23 protein-coding genes are annotated in these 19928 nt (G+C 70.1%); 14 read left to right on the top strand and 9 right to left on the bottom strand.

Going from position 1 to position 19928, the window contains the following annotated elements:
• Positions 1-14: 14 nt before the first annotated feature.
• The 5 genes from HGN31_RS05895 to chvE (HGN31_RS05875) all read right to left on the bottom strand — a co-directional run bounded on the left by HGN31_RS05895 (position 15) and on the right by chvE (HGN31_RS05875) (position 6008).
• Entirely contained in the window at positions 15-983 is a 969-nt protein-coding gene (locus HGN31_RS05895) for a Gfo/Idh/MocA family protein (RefSeq protein WP_211096343.1), read from the bottom strand.
• Positions 984-989: 6 nt separating this feature from the next.
• Positions 990-2192, bottom strand: coding sequence for a multiple monosaccharide ABC transporter permease (gene mmsB / locus HGN31_RS05890; RefSeq protein ID WP_168782625.1), 1203 nt, complete (start codon positions 2190-2192; stop codon positions 990-992).
• Positions 2189-3715 (bottom strand): multiple monosaccharide ABC transporter ATP-binding protein, encoded by a 1527-nt coding sequence (gene mmsA / locus HGN31_RS05885; protein ID WP_036735900.1) that lies wholly within the window; start codon positions 3713-3715, stop codon positions 2189-2191. Before mmsA ends, mmsB begins: the two co-directional genes overlap by 4 nt.
• 59 nt (positions 3716-3774) lie before the next feature.
• Positions 3775-4839, bottom strand: a complete 1065-nt coding sequence (gene chvE / locus HGN31_RS05880; protein WP_036735898.1) for a multiple monosaccharide ABC transporter substrate-binding protein — start codon at positions 4837-4839, stop codon at positions 3775-3777.
• Positions 4840-4943: 104 nt separating this feature from the next.
• On the bottom strand, positions 4944-6008 hold the full coding sequence (gene chvE, locus HGN31_RS05875; RefSeq protein WP_036735895.1) for a multiple monosaccharide ABC transporter substrate-binding protein: 1065 nt from the start codon (positions 6006-6008) through the stop codon (positions 4944-4946).
• 142 nt (positions 6009-6150) lie between these two features.
• On the opposite strand from chvE (HGN31_RS05875), the gene HGN31_RS05870 reads away from it, so the two are divergent.
• The 3 genes from HGN31_RS05870 (at position 6151) to HGN31_RS05860 (ending at position 8815) form a co-directional block, all read left to right on the top strand.
• Complete coding sequence (locus HGN31_RS05870) at positions 6151-7089, top strand: LysR family transcriptional regulator (RefSeq protein ID WP_168782624.1); 939 nt, start codon at positions 6151-6153, stop codon at positions 7087-7089.
• Between the two features lie 196 nt (positions 7090-7285).
• A complete protein-coding gene (locus HGN31_RS05865) occupies positions 7286-7939 on the top strand; it encodes a histidine phosphatase family protein (protein WP_168782623.1) in 654 nt (217 codons plus the stop codon).
• A 45-nt stretch (positions 7940-7984) separates the two neighbouring features.
• On the top strand, positions 7985-8815 hold the full coding sequence (locus HGN31_RS05860; RefSeq protein WP_168782622.1) for a CoA transferase: 831 nt from the start codon (positions 7985-7987) through the stop codon (positions 8813-8815).
• Here HGN31_RS05860 and HGN31_RS05855 read toward each other — a convergent pair.
• From HGN31_RS05855 to HGN31_RS05840, 4 genes are read right to left on the bottom strand one after another with little or no spacing between them, the layout of a single operon-like run.
• Positions 8805-9626 carry a metal ABC transporter permease gene (locus HGN31_RS05855; protein WP_168782621.1) on the bottom strand — a complete coding sequence of 274 codons (822 nt, stop codon included), beginning with the start codon at positions 9624-9626 and terminating at the stop codon, positions 8805-8807. The two genes, HGN31_RS05860 and HGN31_RS05855, sit on opposite strands and share 11 nt — an antisense overlap.
• Positions 9623-10492, bottom strand: a complete 870-nt coding sequence (locus HGN31_RS05850) for a metal ABC transporter permease (RefSeq protein ID WP_168782620.1) — start codon at positions 10490-10492, stop codon at positions 9623-9625. Before HGN31_RS05850 ends, HGN31_RS05855 begins: the two co-directional genes overlap by 4 nt.
• The gene (locus HGN31_RS05845) at positions 10489-11385 is read right to left on the bottom strand and encodes a manganese/iron ABC transporter ATP-binding protein (protein ID WP_280529903.1); all 897 of its coding nucleotides are present in this window, start codon (positions 11383-11385) and stop codon (positions 10489-10491) included. Before HGN31_RS05845 ends, HGN31_RS05850 begins: the two co-directional genes overlap by 4 nt.
• Positions 11382-12287 (bottom strand): metal ABC transporter solute-binding protein, Zn/Mn family, encoded by a 906-nt coding sequence (locus HGN31_RS05840; RefSeq protein ID WP_168783829.1) that lies wholly within the window; start codon positions 12285-12287, stop codon positions 11382-11384. Before HGN31_RS05840 ends, HGN31_RS05845 begins: the two co-directional genes overlap by 4 nt.
• Before the next feature lie 266 nt (positions 12288-12553).
• Between HGN31_RS05840 and HGN31_RS05835 the strand changes: the two genes are divergently transcribed.
• From HGN31_RS05835 to HGN31_RS05785, 11 genes are all read left to right on the top strand, one after another.
• Entirely contained in the window at positions 12554-12979 is a 426-nt protein-coding gene (locus tag HGN31_RS05835) for a Fur family transcriptional regulator (protein ID WP_211096370.1), read from the top strand.
• Between the two features lie 139 nt (positions 12980-13118).
• A complete protein-coding gene (gene rplO / locus HGN31_RS05830) occupies positions 13119-13616 on the top strand; it encodes a 50S ribosomal protein L15 (protein ID WP_168782618.1) in 498 nt (165 codons plus the stop codon).
• Positions 13617-13791: 175 nt separating this feature from the next.
• Entirely contained in the window at positions 13792-15162 is a 1371-nt protein-coding gene (gene secY, locus HGN31_RS05825; protein WP_036711910.1) for a preprotein translocase subunit SecY, read from the top strand.
• Between the two features lie 61 nt (positions 15163-15223).
• Positions 15224-15883, top strand: a complete 660-nt coding sequence (locus HGN31_RS05820) for an adenylate kinase (RefSeq protein ID WP_211096342.1) — start codon at positions 15224-15226, stop codon at positions 15881-15883.
• Positions 15880-16191 (top strand): hypothetical protein, encoded by a 312-nt coding sequence (locus HGN31_RS05815; protein WP_168782617.1) that lies wholly within the window; start codon positions 15880-15882, stop codon positions 16189-16191. Before HGN31_RS05820 ends, HGN31_RS05815 begins: the two co-directional genes overlap by 4 nt.
• 3 nt (positions 16192-16194) lie before the next feature.
• Positions 16195-16449 (top strand): hypothetical protein, encoded by a 255-nt coding sequence (locus HGN31_RS05810; RefSeq protein WP_168782616.1) that lies wholly within the window; start codon positions 16195-16197, stop codon positions 16447-16449.
• A 129-nt stretch (positions 16450-16578) separates the two neighbouring features.
• Positions 16579-16947, top strand: coding sequence for a 30S ribosomal protein S13 (gene rpsM / locus HGN31_RS05805; RefSeq protein WP_036704565.1), 369 nt, complete (start codon positions 16579-16581; stop codon positions 16945-16947).
• A 12-nt stretch (positions 16948-16959) separates the two neighbouring features.
• Positions 16960-17349: a 30S ribosomal protein S11 gene (gene rpsK / locus HGN31_RS05800; protein WP_036704563.1), complete on the top strand. Its 390-nt coding sequence runs from the start codon at positions 16960-16962 to the stop codon at positions 17347-17349.
• A 118-nt stretch (positions 17350-17467) separates the two neighbouring features.
• Positions 17468-18484: a DNA-directed RNA polymerase subunit alpha gene (locus HGN31_RS05795; RefSeq protein WP_036704562.1), complete on the top strand. Its 1017-nt coding sequence runs from the start codon at positions 17468-17470 to the stop codon at positions 18482-18484.
• Positions 18485-18592: 108 nt separating this feature from the next.
• Positions 18593-19024, top strand: a complete 432-nt coding sequence (gene rplQ, locus HGN31_RS05790; protein ID WP_036711914.1) for a 50S ribosomal protein L17 — start codon at positions 18593-18595, stop codon at positions 19022-19024.
• A gap of 242 nt (positions 19025-19266) precedes the next feature.
• Entirely contained in the window at positions 19267-19878 is a 612-nt protein-coding gene (locus HGN31_RS05785; protein ID WP_168782615.1) for an autoinducer binding domain-containing protein, read from the top strand.
• Positions 19879-19928: the final 50 nt, after the last annotated feature.

The raw sequence follows: 19928 nt of genomic DNA, 5'->3' as shown, positions 1-19928 counted from the left end.
GGGCACCGCCCCGCCTACCATGCGAAGTCGTCGGCCGGCGCCCAGCGGGCGGCGAGGAAGGCGTCGGCGGTCAGTTGCAGCGGCGCCGCGTCCACGTCCGAGCGGCGCAGCGCGATCAGGTCGGCGAAGCGTTCGTAGATGCGCCGGTATTCGTCGGGCATCGCCCCGCCGGTGCGCGCGACGTCCAGCCCCGGCGCCGACACCACCGCCCCCCCGCGCGAGAGCCTCAGCTCGCCCCGGTCGGTGCGGATCACCATGTCCCAGCGCGCCTCGCCCGCCTCGCGGAAATCCATGTCCATCGTGACCGGCGCGCCGTCCTCGGTCGCCATGACCAGCCGCGCGCCGATCGGAGCGGCGCGGTTGGCGGGCAGGTCGTGCTCGGCCGAGACGACCCGCAGGTCGGCAGGAACGATCCGGGTCAGGATCGACAGGGCGTTGATCCCGGGGTCATAGACGCCGGTGCCGCCGGGCTCGAAGATCCAGTCCTGGCCGGGGTGCGACCAGCGCACGTCCTCGCGCCAGGTGACCTCGATCCCGGTGACGCGACGGGAGGCGAGCCAGTCGCGCGCCGCCTCGATGCCCGGGGCGAACTGCGAGTGCCAGGCGGTGAAGAGCACCCGCCCGCGCGCGCCGGCGAGCCGTTCCAGCGTCTGCACCTCGGCCACGGTCACGCCGGGCGGCTTTTCCAGCAGCACGTCGCGCCCGGCCATGAGCGCCGCGCGTGCCAGCGCGAAGCGCACCTGCGGCGGGGTGCAGAGCGCCACCGCCGTCACGTCAGGCCGGGCGGCGAGCAGCGCGTCGAGGTCGCCGTAGCCCTCGACCGCCTCGAGCCGCGCCACCGGGTCCACGGTCGCGGCGAGCGTGAAGGCGGGGGAGGCCGCGATCTCGGGGACGTGCTGGTCGCGGGCGATCTTGCCCATCCCGACGATGGCAATCCGTGTGGTGGCGATCCGTGTGGTGTCGATCCGTGTGGGGTCGGGCATCCCGGCTCAGCCCTGCTTGTTGCGGTTGTAGACGTCAAAGATCACCGCGGCGAGCAGCACAAGCCCCTTGATGACCTGCTGATAGTCGATGCCGATCCCCATGATCGACATGCCGTTGTTCATCACCCCCATGATCAGCGCGCCGACCACCACCCCGATGATCCGCCCCGAGCCGCCGGCCATCGACGCCCCGCCGATGAACACCGCGGCGATCACGTCGAGCTCGAACCCCGTGCCCGCCTTGGGCGTCGCGCTGTTGAGCCGCGCGGTCACGATCATCCCCGCCAGCGCCGCCAGCACCCCCATGTTGGCGAAGGTGGCAAAGACCAGCCGGTCGGTCTTGATTCCCGACAGGCGCGCAGCCTTTTCGTTGCCGCCGAGCGCATAGATGCGTCGCCCGATCACCGTCTGCTCGGTGAAGAAGGCGTAAAGCACGATCAGCGCCGACATCACGATCAGCACGTTCGGCAGGCCGCGGAACTGCGCGAGCTTCCAGCCGACGAACATCAGCGCCGCGACGACGATCAGGTGGCGGCCCCAGAACAGTGCCGCGGGCTCGGGCTCGATCCCGAAGCTCGCATCGGCGCGCCGGCCGCGGACGCCCGACCAGACGATGGCGAGCGCCGCGAGGCCGACCATCACCAGCGCGGTGATGTTGGGCCGCCCGGCGCCGAACACGTCGGGCAGGAACCCCGTGGACATGGCCTGGAAGGCGCGGGGGAAGGGGCCGATGTTCTGACCCTGCAACAGCCACAGCGTCAGGCCGCGGAACACCAGCATCCCCGCGAGGGTGACGATGAAGCTGGGGATCTTCCAGAAGGCGATCCAGTAGCCCTGCGCCGCCCCGATCAGCCCGCCCATCAGCAGCGTGGCCGGGATCACCGCCCAGACCGGCCAGCCCAGCTTGACGGTCAGGAAGGCCGAGACCGCCCCGGTGAAGGCCGCGACCGAGCCGACCGACAGGTCGATGTGGCCCGAGACGATCACCAGGAGCATTCCCAGCGCCATGATGATGACGTAGGAGTTCTGCAAAAACAGGTTGGTGATGTTCTGCGCCGACAGGAAATCGACGCCCTGCATCGACCGGATCAGCACCGTGAAGAAGAGCACGATGACCAGTAGCGCCAGCACCATGCCGTTCTCGCGCAGATGCCCGCCGAGTTGGGCGCCGATGCCGGGCTGCTGCCCCTCGCGGTCGGTGGTGGTCATGCGGCTTTCCCCTCGCTTTGCAGGATCAGCGCCATGATCCTTTCCTGGCTCGCCTCGGCGCGGGTGAGCTCACCCACGAAGCGGCCCTCGTTCATCACATGGATGCGGTCGCACATCCCCAGCAGCTCGGGCATCTCGGACGAGATCATCACCACGCCCCGCCCCTGCGCCACCAGCTCGTTCATCAGGGCGTAGATCTCGAACTTGGCGCCCACGTCGATGCCGCGCGTCGGCTCGTCGAGGATCAGCACCTGCGGGTCGGTGAACAGCCACTTGGCGAGCACGACCTTCTGCTGGTTGCCGCCCGAAAGGTTCATCACCCGTTGCGCCACGCTGGGGGTGCGGATGCGCAGGTCGCGGCGATAGCGTTCCGCCACCGCCTGCTCGCGCCCCGCCGAGAGCACGCCCGACGACGAGATCCCGGCGAGGTTCGCCAGGCTGATGTTGCGCTGGATCGGCTCCTCGAGGATCAGACCCAGCTCCTTGCGGTCCTCGGTGACGTAGGCGAGGCCCGAGGCGATGGCCTCGGTGACCGAGCCGAGCCGGGCGGGCCGGCCCGCGATCTCGGCGTGGCCGGTGATGTCGCGCCCGTAGCTGCGGCCGAAGAGGCTCATGGCCAGTTCGGTGCGCCCCGATCCCATCAGCCCGGCGATGCCCAGGATCTCGCCGCGGCGCACGTCGAAGGACACGCCGTCGATCACCTTGCGCGGCTGGTCGGGGTGCCACACGGTCCAGTTGCGGACCCGCATCAGCACCTCGCCGATCTGCGGGGTGCGGTCGGGGTAGCGGTGGGCGAGGTCGCGGCCGACCATGTCGCGGATGATCCGCTCTTCGGTGATCTCGCCCCGCTCGAGCGTCGAGACGGTCGAGCCGTCGCGGATCACCGTCACCCGGTCGGCCACCCGGCGGATCTCGTTCAGCTTGTGGCTGATGAGGATCTGCGTGACCCCCTGCGCCTTGAGTTCCAGCATCAGGTCCAGAAGCTTCGCGCTGTCGTTTTCCTGCAGGGCGGCGGTGGGCTCGTCGAGGATCAGCAGCCGCACGTCCTTGGCCAGCGCCTTGGCGATCTCGATCAGCTGCTGCTTGCCGACGCCCAGCTTGCCGACCGGCGTGGTCGGCGCCTCGCGCAGCCCCACCTTGGCGAGGTGGCGGCGGGTCTCGGCCCAACTGCGCTTCCAGTCGATCACGCCGCCGCGGGCGACCTCGTTGCCGAGGAACATGTTCTCGGCCACCGAAAGCTGCGGCACCAGCGCCAGCTCCTGGTGGATGATGATGATCCCCTCGCGCTCGCTGTCGCGGATGTCGCGGAAGGCGACGGGGTGGCCTTCGTAGCGGATTTCCCCGTCATAGCTGCCGTGCGGATAGACGCCCGACAGCACCTTCATCAGCGTCGACTTCCCGGCCCCGTTCTCGCCGCAGATGGCGTGGATCTCGCCGGGTGCGACGCTGAGATTGACCTGATCGAGCGCGCGGACGCCCGGAAAACTTTTCCCGATGCCGCGCATTTCCAGAATCGCCGTCATGGCGCGTCCCCCTGTCGCGGTGGCGCGGCCCGGCCACGGACGGCGGGCCGCGCGCGCCCTTACTTGAGCTGGTCCTCGGTGTAGTAGCCCGAGTCGACCAGCACCTGCTTCCAGTTGGCGGCGGTGACCGACACGGGTTCCAGCAGGTAGGACGGCACGACCTTGACGCCGTTGTCATAGGTCTTGGTGTCGTTCACCTCGGGTTCCTTGCCGGCCATCATGGCGTCGACCATACCGACCGTGACCTTGGCCAGCTCGCGGGTGTCCTTGAACACCGTCGCATACTGGTCGCCGTCGATGATCGCCTTGATGCCGGGGATCTCGGCGTCCTGGCCGGTGATGATCGGCATCTTGAGGTCGCCCGAGCCGTAGCCGACGCCCTTGACTGACGAGATGATGCCGCGCGCCAGCCCGTCGTTGGCCGACAGCACCCCGTGCACGGGCTTGTCGCCGTAGTTGGCGGACAGGATGTTGTCCATCCGCGCCTGCGCCGTGGCCGCGTCCCAGCGCAGCGTCCCGACCTTGTCGAGCCCCATCTGCCCCGAGGGCACCGCGATCTCGCCCGCGTCGATCAGCGGCTGAAGGACGCTCATCGCGCCGTCGTAGAAGAAATAGGCGTTGTTATCGTCGGGGCTGCCGCCGAACAGCTCGACGTTCCAGGGCTTCTGGTCGGGGAAGCGCTCCTTCAGGCCCTCGACGAGTGCGGTGCCCTGCATGACGCCGACCTTGTAGTTGTCGAAGGTGGCGTAATAGTCGACGTTCGGCGTCTCGCGGATCAGCCGGTCGTAGGCGATGACCTTGACTCCCGCCGCGTGCGCGCTTTCCAGCGCGTTCGAGAGGGTGGTGCCGTCGAGCGCCGCGATCACCAGCGCCTTGGCGCCCTTGGTGACCATGTTCTCGATCTGGCTCAGCTGCGCGGGGATGTCGTCGTTGGCGTATTGCAGGTCGGTCTGATAGCCGGCGGCCTCGAAATCCTTGACCATGTTGTCGCCGTCCGCGACCCAGCGTGCGGTGACCTTTTCGGGCATCGAGATGCCCACGAGGCCCCCGCCCTGGGCCAGAGCCGCGGCCGGCAGTCCCAGCGCCAGCGCGCCGGCAAGCATCCAGTGTCTGCGTGTCGTCATGGCAATCTCCTCCCCAGGGTGCCGTTACGCTCGCGTATGTCATGCCGGCATCTGCGGCCGGCTTTGTCGTGGGGGCGGGGCGGCCGTGCGCCCCGCCCGCCGGATCACTTCAGCTGATCTTCCTTGTAGTAGCCCGAGTCGACCAGAACCTGCTTGTAGTTGTCCTTGAACACCGGCACCGGCTCGAGCAGGTAGGACGGCACCACCATCTTGCCGTTGTCATAGGTCTTGGTGTCGTTGATCTGCGGCTCTTTCCCGCCGAGCACCGCGTCCACCATCCCGACCGTGACCTTGGCGAGTTCGCGCGTGTCCTTGAAGATCGTCGCGTACTGCTCGCCCGCCTCGATCGACTTCACCGAGGGCACCTCGGCGTCCTGGCCGGTGACGACGGGCATCTTGAGGTCGCCCGAGCCGTAGCCCACGCCCTTGACCGACGACAGGATGCCGATCGACAGCCCGTCATAGGGCGACAGCACCCCGTGCAGCGGCTTGTCGCCGTAGTTCGCCGACAGGATGTTGTCCATCCGCGACTGCGCCGTGGCCGGGTCCCAGCGCAGCGTGCCGACCTTGTCCATGCCCGTCTGGCCCGACGGGATGGCAATCTCGCCCGCGTCGATCATCGGTTGCAGGACGCTCATCGCGCCGTCGTAGAAGAAGAAGGCGTTGTTGTCGTCGGGCGAGCCGCCGAACAGCTCGACATTCCAGGGCTTCACGTCCGGGAACCGCTCCTTGAGGCCGCGGACGAGCGATTCCGCCTGCTGCACGCCCACCTTGAAGTTGTCGAAGGTCGCGTAATAGCTGACCGCGTCGCTGTCGCGGATCAGCCGGTCATAGGCGATCACCTTGATGTCGGCGGCCTTGGCGTTCTCCAGCGCGTTGGTCAGCGTGGTGCCGTCGATCGAGGCGATGACCAGCGCCTTGGCGCCCTTGGTGATCATGTTCTCGACCTGGCTCAGCTGGGTAGGGATGTCGTCCTCGGCATACTGCAGGTCGGTCTGGTAGCCGGCGGCCTGCAGCTCCTTGACCATGTTGTTGCCGTCGTCGATCCAGCGGGCCGAGGACTTGGTCGGCATGGCGATGCCGACGAGGCCCTTGTCCTGCGCGAACGCGCCGGTGGACAGCAGCGCGAGGCCCATCGCCGCGCTGGCGATCAGGGTCTTGAACGTCATGGGTTTCCTCCCCGTGTTGGTCGCAGGGCGGCCGGTTCCCCGCCGGCTGGCCCTTGCCCCTCACGCTAACGGGCATTTGCCCGCGCCGGCAAATGCGATTACACGCGGTCGGTATGACATTTCCGGTATGTCAGGGGGGCTGATGTCCGTCCGCGCCGTCCAGTCGCTGAAGCTCTCGCAGTTGCGGCTGATCGCGGCCATCGACCGGCACCGCCAGATCATCCACGCCGCCGAGGCGCTGGGGATCAGCCAGCCCGCCGCCTCGCGCAGCCTGGCCGAGATCGAGCGGCTGCTCGACGCGGCGCTGTTCGACCGCCACCCGCGCGGCATGACCCCGACCGCCGCGGGCGAGATCGTCGCCCGGCGCGCCCATGCGCTGCTGACGGGCCTCAGCGACCTCGGCCGCGAACTCGACGAGATGGGGGACGGGCTGTCCGGCGTGGTCCGCGTGGGGGCCGTGACCGGCCCGGCGCTGGGCTGCGTGGTGCCCGCGCTGCGCCGCCTCAAGGCGCTGGCCCCGCGGATCGAGATCGCCGTCGAGGTCGCCCCCTCGGCCGCGCTGCTGACGCTGCTCGAGCAGGGGGCGCTCGATTTCCTGCTGGCGCGGGTGCCCGACGGCCACCCCGCCGACGGGCTGCGGGTCGAGCCGGGGGTGGCCGAGACGCTGTGCTGCCTGATCCGCCGCAGCCACCCGCTGGCCGGGCGCGACGGCGTGCCGATGGCCGAGGCCGCGCGCTATCCGTGGGTGCTGCAGGACCGCGGCGCGCCGATCCGCGTCGCGGTCGAGCGCGCCTTCTGGGCCGAGGGTCTGGACCCGCCGGTCGACATCACCGCCTCGTCCTCGCCGCTGCTGGCGCTGGCGTTGGTGCAGGACACCAACGCGCTGTGCCCGGTCTCGGCCGAGGTGGCGCGGCTGGCGCAGGGCGAGGGGCACCGCTTCACTACGCTGTCGCTCGCCCGGCCGTTCGAGCTGTCGCCCTGCCAGCTCATCTCGCGCGCCGCCCGCAGCCTGTCGCCCGCCGCCGAACGGATGCGGGCGCTGGTGCGCGAGGAGATCGCGCGAGGCGGGCAGGGGCGGTGAGGCGGCGACTGTCGGTTGGGGGCGGTGCTGACCTGCAGGGGGCGGCGTCGGTGTGCGCGCGAGAACGGACACCTTCTAGTCTCTCTGGCAGCCGCAATCCCCCGGACCGACGCGGAATGCGCCCCCCACCGCCCCCACCCCGCGCAGGGTTGCGGCACGCCCCCCGCTCCGGCACATCCGGGGGGTGGAGACCCCGATGCCCGCCAAGCCCCCCCGCGCCCCGCGCCCCGCCGCGACGGCTCCCGCCGCCCCCGCCGGCGCGGCGACGCTGCTGCTGATCCGCCACGGGCCGGTGGAGGATCAGGGCCGGCTCGTCGGACGCCGTGACCTGACCATCCGCATCGACCCCGCCGCGGTGGCGCGTCTGGGGCGGCGGATCGGGCCGGTAGACCGGATCGCCGCCTCGCCCGCGATGCGCTGCCGCCAGACTGCCGCCGCGCTCTGGCCCGACCGCGACGCCGCGCAGCTTCCCGCGCTCTGGGAACAGGATTTCGGCGCGTGGGAGGGGGCGTCCTACGCCCATCTGCCCGACCTCGGGCCGCTCTCGGCCGACGACCTCGCCGCCACCGCGCCGCCGGGGGGCGAAAGCTTCGCCGACGCCTGCGCCCGCATCGTCCCGGCGCTCGAAGCGCTGGCTGCCGGCGGGGGCCGGGTCGCGGTCGTGGCGCACGCGGGCACCGTCCGGGCGGCGCTCGCCCGCGCGCTGGACAGCCCCGGCGCGGCGCTCGCGTTCCGCATCGCGCCGCTGTCGCTGACCCGGATCGAGGCGTCCCCCGCCGGCTGGGCGGTCAGCTTCGTCAACCTGACCGCGGACGAAAGCACCAACGAGAGCACCGACGAGGCCGGGTGATCGCCGCCCCGCTTCGCGCTATCCCTCGGCCCGAGGAGAGCCCCCATGACCGATTCGCCCGACTCGACCTTGCCGCTTGCCGGCCTCACCTGCGTCTGCATGGCCGCCAACGTCCCGGGCCCCGCGGCCGCGGCGCTGCTGGCCGCGCAGGGCATGGCGGTGATCAAGATCGAGCCGCCCGCCGGCGACATGACCGCCACGATCATGCCCGGCTGGTATGCCGAGCTGAACGCCGCCGCCCGCGTCGAGACCGTGGACCTGCGCGCCGAGGCCGGGCAGGCGCGGTTCCGCGCGCTGCTGGAAGGCGCCGATGTGCTGATCTCCAGCCACCGTCCCGCGGCGCTGGCGCGGCTGGGGATTACCGTCCCGGCGCTCGCGCAGGTCAATCCGGCGCTGGTGTGGGTCGAGATCGTCGGCGACACCGAGGCGCCCGAGGTGCCGGGCCACGACCTGACCTATCAGGCCGCCGCCGGCCTCGTCGATCCGCGCGCCATGCCCCGCACGCTGCTGGCCGATCTCGGCGGGGCCGAGGCCGCCGCGGCCGCTGCCTGCGCCCTGCTTCTGGGCCGCGAGCGCGGGCTGCCGGGGCGGCACGCGCGCGTCGGCCTCGCGCAGGTGGCGCAGCGCTTTGCCGCCGCGGTGCGGCACGGGGCGACGGTGGGGGGCGGGCTTCTGTCGGGCGCGGGGCGGGACTACCGCATCTACCCCTGCGCCGACGGGTTCGTCGCCTGCGCGGCGCTCGAGCCGCATTTCTCGGCCCGGCTGACCGAGGTGGCGGGCGAAGACGTGGCTGGCTTCCTCGCCGCCCGCAGCATGGACGAGGTCCGCGCGCTGGCCGAGGCGCACGACCTGCCGCTCGAACCCTTCAGCGGGTAGCGCGGCGCACCCGAAGCTGCCGCCACCCCAGCGCGGCAAGGAACATCGCCGTCAGGATCAGCACGATGGTCGGTGCCGGCGCGCTGTCGAGCCGGAAGCTCAGCGCCACCCCGCCGGCCATCGCGGCCAGGCAGATCACCCAGGCCGCGGCCATCATCTCGCCCATCCGCCGGGTCAGCAGGAAGGCCGTCGCCCCCGGCGCGATCAGCAGGCCGACCGCGAGGATCAGCCCGATCGCCGACAGCATCGCCACGATCATCGCCGACAGCATCGCCAGCATCCCGTAGTGCAGCACCCCCGTCCGCAGCCCCGAGGCGCGCGCCTGCACCGGGTCGAACGCCGCGAGCAGCCAGTCGCGCCACTTGACCAGCAGCACCCCGGCCACCGCGACCGAGATCGCGCCCGCGGTCCACAGCTCCGCCGGCTCGATCCCCAGCATGTTGCCGAACAGGATGTGGTCGAGATGCAGCCCCGAGCCGGTGGCCGTGTGCAGCACGATGCCGGCCGCGAACATCCCCGCGAAGACCACCCCCATCACCGTGTCGGTCTTGACCCGGCTGTTGTCCGACACGAACCCGACCGCGACGGTGCAGGCCATCGCGGCCAGGAACCCGCCCACCGCGTAGGGCCAGCCCAGCAGCCACGCGACCACGACGCCCGGCACCGTGGCGTGGCTGGCTGCGTCGCCCATCAGCGCCCAGCCCTTGAGGACCAGAAAGCACGACAGCATCGCCGCCGCCGGCGCGATCAGCATCGCCGCGATCAGCGCGTTCTGCATGAAGTCGAACTGAAAGGCAGCGAGCGTGCTCATTCCGCCCTCGCCGCCGGGTGGGGCTTCAGCGCGGCGCGCGCCCGGGCGCGGGCGGCCAGCAGCCCGTGGGTGGGCGCGAGGACGAAGGCCGAGACGAACAGCGCCGTCTGCAGCAGCACGATGATCCCCCCCGTCGCCCCGTCGAGGAAATAGCTGAGATAGGCGCCGAGCGCGCTCGTCCCCGCCCCGATCGCCACCGCCAGCGCCAGAAGCCGCGGGAAGCGGTCGGTCAGCAGATACGCCGTCGCCCCCGGCGTCACCACCAGCGCGATGACGAGGAACGCCCCCACCGTCTGCATCCCCGCCACCACCGAGGCCGCCAGCAGCGCGAAGAACAGCGCCTTGAGGCGGGCCGGCCGCAGGCCGATGGTGCGGGCGTGGATCTCGTCGAAGAACACCGCCACGAGGTCGCGCCAGCGAACCAGCAGCACGGCAAGCGTCACGCCGCCGATCAGCGCCAGCTGCACCGTGTCGGCAGGCGTGATGGCCAAAATGTTGCCCATCACGATGGTCTGGATCGACACCGCCATTGGCGCCACCGAGACGATGAAGAGGCCGAGCCCGAAGAAGGCGGTGAAGATCAGCCCGATCACCACGTCGCTCTTGAGCCCCGAGCGGTCCTGCAACGCGAGCATCGCGGCGGCGAGGCCGCCTGCGACGAAGGCGCCGAGTGCGAAGGGCAGGCCGAGAAGGCCCGCGATGGCGACGCCGGGCACGACGGAATGGCTCAGCGCGTCGCCGATCAGCGACCAGCCCTTGAGCATGAGATAACAGGACAGGAACCCGCAGACCCCGCCGACCAGCGCCGCCACCCAGATCGCGTCGATCATGTAGCGGTAGGCGAAGGGCTCGAATGCCGCGCTCATCCCTCGTCCCCCGGCACCAGCGGGCGGCCGCCGTAATGGACCACGGCGCGCTCGTCGTCGGTCAGGATGGTCAGCCGCCGGTCGTCGGCGTGGTCGTCGTGGTGCAGGTCCGGCCCGCCCAGCGAGACCTCGCGCAGTTGCCCGCCGAAGGCGCGTGCGAGGTTGGCGCGGGTGAATGTCGTCTCGGTCGGGCCGTAGGCCAGCACCGTGCCCTTGACCAGCACCACCCGGTCGCAGAACCGCGGCACCGAGCCGAGGTTGTGGGTCGAGACCAGCATCACCCGCCCCTCGGCCCTGAGTTCACCCAGAAGCGCCACGATCTGTTCCTCGGTCGTCACGTCGACGCCGGTGAAGGGCTCGTCGAGCAGGATCACCTGCCCGTCCTGCGCCAGCGCCCGGGCCAGGAACACGCGCTTCTTCTGGCCGCCGGACAGCTCGCCGATCTGGCGGTGGCGGAACGCCTCCATCCCCACCCGCGCCAGCGCCGCGGTGACGGCGGCGCGGTCGGCGGCGCGGGGTCGGCGCATCAGCCCCATGTGGCCGTAGCGGCCCATCATCACCACGTCCTCGACCAGCACCGGGAAGGACCAGTCCACCTCTTCGGCCTGCGGGACATAGGCCACGAGGTTCTCGCGTAGCGCCCGGGCGACGGGGCGGCCCATCAGCGTGATCTCGCCCGCGCCGGTCGGCACGAAGCCCATGATCGCCTTGAAGAGCGTGGATTTCCCCGCGCCGTTGACGCCGACCAGCGCGGTGACGGTGCCACGCGGGACGGCGAAACTCGCGTGCGAGAGCGCGGTCAGGCCGTTGCGGTAGGTCACGGTCACATCGCGGGCGACGATGCCGTCCATCGGGACGTCCGGGGCGCTGTCCACAGGGGGCGAGGGGGTCATGAGGCGGCTCCGGTCAGCCCGTGGGCGATGGTGTCGGTGGTGACGCGCAAGAGGTCGAGGTAGCTCGGCACCGCCCCGTCGGCGGGGGTCAGGCTGTCGACGTAAAGGACGCCGCCATAGGCCGCGCCCGTCTCGCGCGCGACCTGGCGGGCGGGCTTCTGGCTGACGGTGCTTTCGCAGAACACCGCCGGCACGCGATGGGCGCGCACCCCGTCCACCACCGCGCGGACCTGCTGCGGGGTGCCGGTCTGGTCGGCGTTGATCGGCCAGAGGTAAAGCTCGCGCAGGCCCAGGTCGCGGGCGAGATAGGGGAACGCGCCCTCGCAGGTCACGAGCCAGCGCCGTTCGGGCGGCAGCGCCGCGATCCGGGCGCGGGCCGGGGCGAGCGCGGCCTCGATCCGGTCCAGATAGGCGGCCGCGTTGGCGTGGTAGGCGTCGGCGTTGGCCGGGTCCGCCTGCGCCAGCGCGGCGGCGATGTTGGTGACATAGACGCGCGCGCCCTCGACCCCCATCCAGCCGTGCGGGTTCGGGTGGCCCTCGGCCGCGCCGGCCCGCACCGGGATCGGCGCCAGCCCGTCCGAGACGACCGCCGCGGGCGTCGGCGGCAGGGTCGAGAGGAACTGCGCGAACCAGCGCTCGAGCCCCAGCCCGTTCCACAGGATCAGATCGGCGCGGGTGGCGCGCACGATGTCCTGCGGGGTTGGCTCGTAGCCGTGGATCTCGGCCCCGGGCTTGGTGATCGAGACCACCTCGGCGTGGTCGCCCGCGACGTTGCGGGCCATGTCGGCGAGCACCGTGAAGGTGGTTACGACGACCAGCCGCCCGTCTGCCGCGCGGGCCGCGGGCGCTGTGCCGGGGCCAGAGCCGCCGGCGGCGAGCATCAGCCCCGCGAGCAGCGCCATCAGCGCCGCCCCGGCCGCCAGCCATCTGCCCGTCGCCGTCACCCCTGCACCCTCATCCTTCGCGCGCCAGCGGGCGGCGCTGCCCGCCAGTTATCGGGAACGGTTCTCAACTGTCAAGGCAGACGAGAACCGCTCTCATCTTGCTCGGCCCGGCCCGCGGCGGTAACCTGCCTCCCATGACCGACCGCGACCCGTCCCTCACCCCTCCACCCGCCGCGCCCCCGCTGCCCGACCACCCCGCCGCGGCGCGGGCGCAGATCGACGAGATGCTGCGCGGCGCCGGGCTGCGCGTCACCCGCCAGCGCCAGGCCATCGCCGAGGTGCTGCTGCGCGCCGCCGACCACCCCGACGCCGAGGCGGTGCTGGACCGGGCCCGCCGGATCGACCCGAGCGTCTCGCAGGCGACGACCTACCGCACGCTCGCCACGCTCACCGACAAGGGCTTCCTGCGCCAGCACCGCTTCGACGCCGGCCCCGCCCGCTTCGAGGCCGAGCCCGCCGCCCACCACGACCACCTGATCGACGTCGATTCGGGCGAGGTGATCGAGTTCGTTTCGGCCGAGATCGAGGCGCTGCAGGCCCGCGTCGCGGCGCGCTACGGCTACCGCATCGTGGACCACCACCTGGTGCTCTTCGGGCGCCGGATCGAGCCCGGACCCGAGGCTGCACTCGAGCCCGCAGCAGACGCCTGAGCGCTTGCGTCCGCGGCGCTTCTCGCTTATGGCCCCCGGGTTCGTCCTCGGCACACGTCCGCGGGCGATTCCTACCCATCAGGCCGTGTGCGTCCCGCCCTTCGCTTCCGGGGACGTTTCCGGCATCAGGAGAAGCGACATGAAACTGAACGAACTGCGCGACAACGACGGCGCCAACCGCAAGAAGAAACGCGTGGCGCGCGGCCCGGGTTCGGGCAAGGGCAAGACCGCCGGCCGCGGTATCAAGGGCCAGACCTCGCGCTCGGGCGTGGCGCTCGGGGGCTACGAGGGCGGCCAGATGCCGCTCTACCGTCGTCTGCCGAAGCGCGGCTTCAACAAGCCCAACCGGCTCGAGTTCGCGGTGGTCAACCTGGGCCAGCTGCAGGCGATGGTCGATGCGGGCAAGCTGAACGCGGGCGACGCGATCACCGAGGACGCGCTGATCGAAGCCGGCGCCACCAAGCGCAAGCTCGACGGCATCCGCCTGCTCGCCAAGGGCGAACTGACCGCGGCGCTGAACCTGACCCTCGCGGGGGCGTCGAAGGCTGCGGCCGAGGCGGTGGAAAAGGCCGGCGGCTCGCTGACCCTGACCCGTCCGGTGCGCGAGACCGCCTCCGAGGCGAGCGCCGAGGCCTGAGGCCCGGCGCAGCGGAGGGGCGGAAAGCTGTTGAAGGGGCGCGCGCCGCCCCATAGATAGCGTCCGAGTTGACGGACAGCGCCGCCGCGACCGGAACGGGTCCGGCGGCGCTGCCAAATCCGGCCACGGCCGGACACATATGCCGACCCACGGGCCGGAACGACAAGGGGCAGTCATGGCGTCAGCCGCAGAACAGATGGCCGCGAACCTGAGCTGGGGCCAGCTCGGCAAGGCGACCGAACTCCGCCAGCGGATCTGGTTCACCATCGGGTTGCTCATCATCTATCGCCTGGGCACCTACATCCCGGTGCCGGGCATCGACGGCGGCGCGCTGCGCAACTTCATGGAGCAGGCGCAGGCCGGCATCGGCGGCATCCTGTCGATGTTCACGGGCGGCGCGCTGGGCCGGATGGGCGTCTTCGCCCTCGGCATCATGCCCTATATCTCGGCCTCGATCATCGTGCAGCTTCTCGCCTCGATGGTCCCCTCGCTCGAGCAGCTCAAGAAAGAGGGCGAGCAGGGCCGCAAGAAGATCAACCAGTACACCCGCTACGGCACCGTGCTGCTGGCGCTGTTCCAGGCCTACGGCCTCGCCGTCAGCCTCGAGGCGGGCGGCATGGCGCATGAGCCGGGCTGGTTCTTCCGCGCCGCGGTGGTCATCACGCTGGTCGGCGGGACGATGTTCCTGATGTGGCTGGGCGAGCAGATCACCGCCCGCGGCATCGGCAACGGCATCTCGCTGATCATCTACGTCGGCATCCTGGCCGAGATCCCCGGCCACCTGGCGCAGTTCTTCGCGCAAGGCCGCTCGGGCGCGATCTCGACCCCGGTGATCCTCGGCGTGATCGTGCTGGTGGTCGTCGTCATGGCCTTCGTGGTGTTCATGGAGCGGGCCTTGCGCAAGATCCGCATCCAGTATCCCCGCCGCCAGGTCGGCATGAAGGTCTATGACGGCCAGTCGAGCCACCTGCCGATCAAGGTCAACCCGGCCGGCGTGATCCCGGCGATCTTCGCCAGCTCGCTGCTGCTGCTGCCGATCACCATCTCGACCTTCTCGGGCAACCAGACCGGCCCGGTGATGTCGACGATCCTCGCCTATTTCGGCCCCGGACAGCCGCTCTACCTGCTGTTCTTCGCGGCGATGATCATCTTCTTCAGCTACTTCTACACCCAGAACGTGGCCTTCAAATCCGACGACGTGGCCGAGAACCTCAAGAACCAGGGCGGCTTCATCCCCGGCATCCGGCCGGGCAAGCGGACCGAGGAATACCTCGACTACGTGGTGAACCGCGTGCTGGTGATCGGCTCGCTCTACCTCGCCGCGGTCTGCATGCTGCCCGAGGTGATCCGCCACCAGCTGTCGATCCCGTTCTACTTCGGGGGCACGTCGGTGCTGATCATCGTCTCGGTGACGATGGACACCATCAACCAGATCCAAAGCCACTTGCTCGCGCATCAATACGAGGCTTTGATCGAGCGGTCGCAGCTGCGCGGCAAGCGCAAGCCGGGCGAGGCCAAGCCGAAACGCCTGCCGGCCCGCCGCTGACGCAACTTTCGCGCGTGCCCGGTCCGGGCGCGCGCGGTGTCATGTTAAAGGGGGGGACGAATTGACCATCAACATCATCCTGCTGGGTCCGCCCGGCGCCGGGAAGGGCACCCAGGCCCGCACGCTCGTCGAGGATCGTGGCCTCGTCCAGTTGTCCACGGGCGACATGCTGCGCGAGGCGCGCACCTCGGGGACCGAGATGGGCCGCGTGGTGGCCGATGTGATGGACAAGGGCCAGCTCGTCACGGACGAGATCGTGATCGGCCTGATCCGCGAGAAGCTCGAGACCGTGGACGCCCCCGGCTTCATCTTCGACGGCTTCCCCCGCACCCTGCCGCAGGCCGACGCGCTCGAGGAGCTGCTCGCCGGCATGGGCCGCAAGATCGACGCGGTGATCGAGATGCAGGTGGACGACGGCGCCCTCGTGGACCGGATCAGCGGCCGCTTCACCTGCGGCAACTGCGGCGAGGTCTATCACGACACCACCAAGCCGACGACCGAGCCGGGCAAGTGCAACGTCTGCGGCTCGACCGACCTGCGCCGCCGCGCCGACGACAACGCCGACAGCCTGCGGACCCGGCTGCTGGAGTACTACAAGAAAACCTCGCCGCTGATCGGCTACTACTACGCCAAGGGCCAGCTCCACCCGGTCGACGGCATGGCCGAGATGGACGCCGTGGGCCGGCAGGTCGCGGGCATCATGGACGGTCTGAGCGGGTGAGCCACGGCGGGGCGGCGCTCGCGGCGCTGCTCGTTGCGCTGCCGTTCGGGGCGGCGCAGGCCGACGCGCCGCCGCCCACGCTCAGGCTGCTGGCGCCCTGCGGGCGCGAGCTGGTCTATCCGCCCCAGGGCGACGACCCCGGCAGCACTTGGCACATCGGGCCTGCGCGCGACGAGGGGGGCGGGTTCGTCAGCCAGCTCACCGAGGTCTCGGGGCACTTCGCCTCACGCGAGATCGAGCTGGTGGACTGCCGCGCCGGCGCCGAGCTCTTCGTCTCGGACCGCGCCATCGCCCCCGGCACGGCGTAGCCGTTGCCGGCGGCGACCGCCTTCGCCAGCCGCCTCGCGGCGCTGCGGGACAAGGGGGGCCTGCGCGACCTTTCGGCGGTCGAGCAGGGGATCGGCGACGCCGGCAACCCCATCCCGCTGGCGGTGGACTGGGGCCAGAACCTGCGCGCCGCCTGCGCCTGCGAGCACTTTTACCCCGGCTCCAGCGGCCTGCCGCCCGACCAGATCCCGGCGCCCGACAGGGTCCACGGGGTTGACGCTCCGGTCACCAGCGACTAAAGACCGCCATCTCCATGCGAGAATCACCCATCCGGGGTGAGCCCTGGCCCGACGGCTGACCGCCGCGGGCCATTGGTTGTGAAAAAAGGGTCTGGTGCTACGGACCCGCAACGAAAAGGAAGACCGGACTTGGCCCGTATCGCTGGCGTCAACATCCCGACCGGCAAGCGTGTTCCGATCGCGCTGCAATATATCCACGGCATTGGCGCCATGTACGCCGAACAGATCTGCGAGGCCGTCGGCATCGACCGCGCCCGCCGCGTCAACGAGCTGTCCGACGCGGAAGTGCTGCAGATCCGCGAATACATCGACGCGAACCTGACCGTCGAGGGCGACCTGCGCCGCGAGACGCAGATGAACATCAAGCGGATGATGGACCTTGGTTCGTACCGCGGGCTGCGCCACCGCCGCGGCCTGCCGGTGCGCGGCCAGCGCACCCACACCAACGCCCGCACCCGCAAGGGCCCGGCGAAACCCATCGCCGGCAAGAAGAAATAAGGAGAGCGCAACATGGCACGCGACAAGACGCGCATGAAGCGCAAGGAACGCAAGAACATCGCCACCGGCGTGGCGCATGTGAACTCGTCGTTCAACAACACCAAGATCCTGATTTCGGACGTGCAGGGCAACGCGATCGCCTGGTCGTCGGCCGGCACCATGGGCTTCAAGGGCTCGCGCAAGTCGACCCCCTACGCCGCCCAGATGGCCGCCGAGGACGCCGGCAAGAAGGCGCAGGAGCACGGGATGCGGACCATCGAGGTCGAGGTCCAGGGCCCCGGCTCGGGCCGCGAATCGGCGCTGCGCGCGCTGGCCGCTGTCGGCTTCAACATCACCGCGATCCGCGACGTGACGCCGATCGCCCACAACGGTGTCCGCCCGCCCAAGCGCCGGCGCGTCTGACCCGACCGATTTCTGCCCGGCCCCCGCCCGTCCCGGCGGGGGCCGGTCGTCGCATTTTATACCTCGGGCGTTTCCGGCGGCTGGACATGGGGCCGGAAACAGGAATGGAGGCAATCGCATGATCCACAAGAATTGGGCCGAGCTGATCAAGCCGGCGCAGCTTGACGTCCGTCCGGGCGCACAGGCCGCGCGCGTGGCCACCGTCGTCGCCGAACCGCTCGAGCGCGGCTTCGGCCTCACGCTCGGCAACGCGCTGCGGCGGGTGCTGATGTCGTCGCTGCAGGGCGCCGCGATCACCTCGGTGCAGATCGACAACGTGCTGCACGAGTTCTCGTCGGTCGCCGGCGTCCGCGAGGACGTGACCGACATCGTGCTGAACCTCAAGGGCGTGACGCTCAAGATGGACGTGGACGGGCCGAAGCGCCTGACCCTCTCGGCCAAGGGGCCGGGGGCCGTCACCGCCGGCCAGATCTCCGAGACTGCGGGCATCACGGTGCTGAACCGCGACCACGTGATCTGCCACCTCGACGAGGGCGCGGACCTGCACATGGAGCTGACCGTCGCGGTCGGCAAGGGCTACGTCGCGGCCGACAAGAACCGCCCCGAGGACGCCCCCATCGGGCTGATCCCGATCGACGCGATCTTCTCGCCGGTCAAGCGCGTCAGCTACGAGGTCACGCCCACCCGCGAGGGCCAGGTGCTGGACTATGACAAGCTGACCATGCGCGTCGAGACCGACGGCTCGCTGTCGCCCGAGGACGCGGTGGCCTATGCCGCCCGCATCCTGCAGGACCAGCTGGCGGTGTTCGTCAACTTCGAAGAGCCCGAATCGGCCCGCAGCTCGGACGCCGAGGACGGGCTCGAGTTCGACCCGCGGCTGCTGAAGAAGGTGGACGAGCTCGAGCTGTCGGTGCGTTCGGCCAACTGCCTGAAGAACGACAACATCGTCTACATCGGCGACCTCATCCAGAAGACCGAGGCCGAGATGCTGCGGACCCCGAACTTCGGCCGCAAGTCCCTGAACGAGATCAAGGAAGTGCTGTCGGGCATGGGCCTGCACCTCGGCATGGACGTGGTCGAGTGGCCGCCCGAGAACATCGAGGACCTCGCCAAGCGGTTCGACGACCAGTTTTGAGCAGTCGGCGGGGGGCACCCCCCGCCGTACTACCCCGGGCAATCCCGCCCCAAGGAGAGTCCCCGCCACGCACGGGGGCCGGACAAAGCAAAACGCCAGGAGACCATCATGCGTCACGCCCGCGGCTACCGCCGCCTCAACCGTACCCACGAGCACCGCAAGGCGCTGTTCGCCAACATGGCCGGCTCGCTGATCGAGCATGAGCAGATCAAGACGACGCTGCCCAAGGCCAAGGAACTGCGCCCGGTGATCGAGAAGCTGATCACGCTGGCCAAGCGCGGCGACCTGCACGCCCGCCGTCAGGCTGCCGCCCAGCTCAAGCAGGACCAGCACGTCGCGCGCCTGTTCGAGATTCTCGGCCCGCGCTACAAGGACCGCCAGGGCGGCTATGTCCGCGTCCTCAAGGCCGGGTTCCGCTATGGCGACATGGCGCCGATGGCGATCATCGAGTTCGTCGACCGCGACGTGAGCGCCAAGGGCGCCGCCGACCGCGCCCGGCTCGAGGCGGAAGCCGAGGCCGAGACCGAATACGAGGCCTGATTCGCGCCCCGCGGGTGCGCAAGTTTGCCGCACCCGTCCGAGGCGAAAATCGTCGCAACGTCGAAAAGAATCCCGCCCCGACCCGGGCGGGATTCTCTTTTTGTTAACGAGTTATGTGCAAGAAAGCCTCAGTCCGGCGAAATTGGGCCGGGTGGTCGGGGCGAGGCGTGGAAAGATGGATCGGATGCGGCGGACCTCCTGTATCCGATTGACGTTAGTGTGTGCAGTTTATCTAAAAAGATATGTCCTCCAGAGCAGAAATCACCGCGACCCTCGCCCGCCTGCGCAAGCTGGCGCCGATGGGGTATTTCATCGGGCTCCATATCCGCTATGCGGCACCGATCATGCAGTTCCAGGCCTATCCCAAGGCCTGGACCGATCACTACGCCGAGCGCGGCTACGCGCTGCGCGACCCGACCATCGCCTGGGGATTCTCGACCACCGGCTCGATCCGCTGGTCGGTGCTGCCGATCCCCGACCCGTTCGGGATCATCGCCGAAAGCGCGCGATTCGGGCTCAACTACGGTGTCATCGTGTCGTGCGGTTCGCTCAAATCGCGGACGATCGCCGGCTGCGCGCATGACAAGCGTGAATTCACGGATGACGAGATCGAGGCGATCTCGACACTGGTACGACGGCTCCACGATGCGACAGAGCCGCCGGAGAGCCTGACGAAGGCTCAGCAAGAAGCCCTTCGGTGCATCGCGGAGGGGGACCGTCACGCGGCGGCGGCGGCGAAACTTGGGATCACCGAAAGCGCGTTCAAGGCCCGGCTCATCTCGGTCCGCGAACGCCTGATGGCCAAGACGACGGCTGAGGCGCTGCAACGCGCCAAGGACTACCGCTTGCTGTAAGGCCACGGGACTTTCGACGCGGGCGCTCCGACGGGTTGACACGATCAACC

It is taken from the genome of Paracoccus sanguinis (assembly GCF_012689545.1).
In the GTDB taxonomy this organism is placed as follows: Bacteria; Pseudomonadota; Alphaproteobacteria; order Rhodobacterales; family Rhodobacteraceae; genus Paracoccus; species Paracoccus panacisoli.
The sequence above is the reverse complement of the archived record's forward strand: the minus strand, read 5'-3'. Positions and strand labels throughout refer to the sequence as shown.

What these genes read in the sequence shown, in the direction of transcription:
- HGN31_RS05845 (WP_280529903.1), bottom strand. Translation starts at nt 11,385, where the DNA reads ATGACCCCCTCGCCCCCTGTGGACAGCGCCCCGGACGTCCCGATGGAC.
- HGN31_RS05855 (WP_168782621.1), bottom strand. Translation starts at nt 9,626, where the DNA reads ATGAGCACGCTCGCTGCCTTTCAGTTCGACTTCATGCAGAACGCGCTG.
- HGN31_RS05785 (WP_168782615.1), top strand. Translation starts at nt 19,267, where the DNA reads ATGTCCTCCAGAGCAGAAATCACCGCGACCCTCGCCCGCCTGCGCAAG.
- HGN31_RS05850 (WP_168782620.1), bottom strand. Translation starts at nt 10,492, where the DNA reads ATGAGCGCGGCATTCGAGCCCTTCGCCTACCGCTACATGATCGACGCG.
- HGN31_RS05840 (WP_168783829.1), bottom strand. Translation starts at nt 12,287, where the DNA reads ATGGCGCTGCTCGCGGGGCTGATGCTCGCCGCCGGCGGCTCTGGCCCC.
- mmsB (WP_168782625.1), bottom strand. Translation starts at nt 2,192, where the DNA reads ATGACCACCACCGACCGCGAGGGGCAGCAGCCCGGCATCGGCGCCCAA.
- chvE (WP_036735895.1), bottom strand. Translation starts at nt 6,008, where the DNA reads ATGACGTTCAAGACCCTGATCGCCAGCGCGGCGATGGGCCTCGCGCTG.
- HGN31_RS05865 (WP_168782623.1), top strand. Translation starts at nt 7,286, where the DNA reads ATGCCCGCCAAGCCCCCCCGCGCCCCGCGCCCCGCCGCGACGGCTCCC.
- HGN31_RS05835 (WP_211096370.1), top strand. Translation starts at nt 12,554, where the DNA reads ATGCTGCGCGGCGCCGGGCTGCGCGTCACCCGCCAGCGCCAGGCCATC.
- HGN31_RS05870 (WP_168782624.1), top strand. Translation starts at nt 6,151, where the DNA reads ATGTCCGTCCGCGCCGTCCAGTCGCTGAAGCTCTCGCAGTTGCGGCTG.
- mmsA (WP_036735900.1), bottom strand. Translation starts at nt 3,715, where the DNA reads ATGACGGCGATTCTGGAAATGCGCGGCATCGGGAAAAGTTTTCCGGGC.
- rplQ (WP_036711914.1), top strand. Translation starts at nt 18,593, where the DNA reads ATGCGTCACGCCCGCGGCTACCGCCGCCTCAACCGTACCCACGAGCAC.
- rplO (WP_168782618.1), top strand. Translation starts at nt 13,119, where the DNA reads ATGAAACTGAACGAACTGCGCGACAACGACGGCGCCAACCGCAAGAAG.
- chvE (WP_036735898.1), bottom strand. Translation starts at nt 4,839, where the DNA reads ATGACGACACGCAGACACTGGATGCTTGCCGGCGCGCTGGCGCTGGGA.
- HGN31_RS05895 (WP_211096343.1), bottom strand. Translation starts at nt 983, where the DNA reads ATGCCCGACCCCACACGGATCGACACCACACGGATCGCCACCACACGG.
- HGN31_RS05795 (WP_036704562.1), top strand. Translation starts at nt 17,468, where the DNA reads ATGATCCACAAGAATTGGGCCGAGCTGATCAAGCCGGCGCAGCTTGAC.
- secY (WP_036711910.1), top strand. Translation starts at nt 13,792, where the DNA reads ATGGCGTCAGCCGCAGAACAGATGGCCGCGAACCTGAGCTGGGGCCAG.
- rpsK (WP_036704563.1), top strand. Translation starts at nt 16,960, where the DNA reads ATGGCACGCGACAAGACGCGCATGAAGCGCAAGGAACGCAAGAACATC.
- HGN31_RS05860 (WP_168782622.1), top strand. Translation starts at nt 7,985, where the DNA reads ATGACCGATTCGCCCGACTCGACCTTGCCGCTTGCCGGCCTCACCTGC.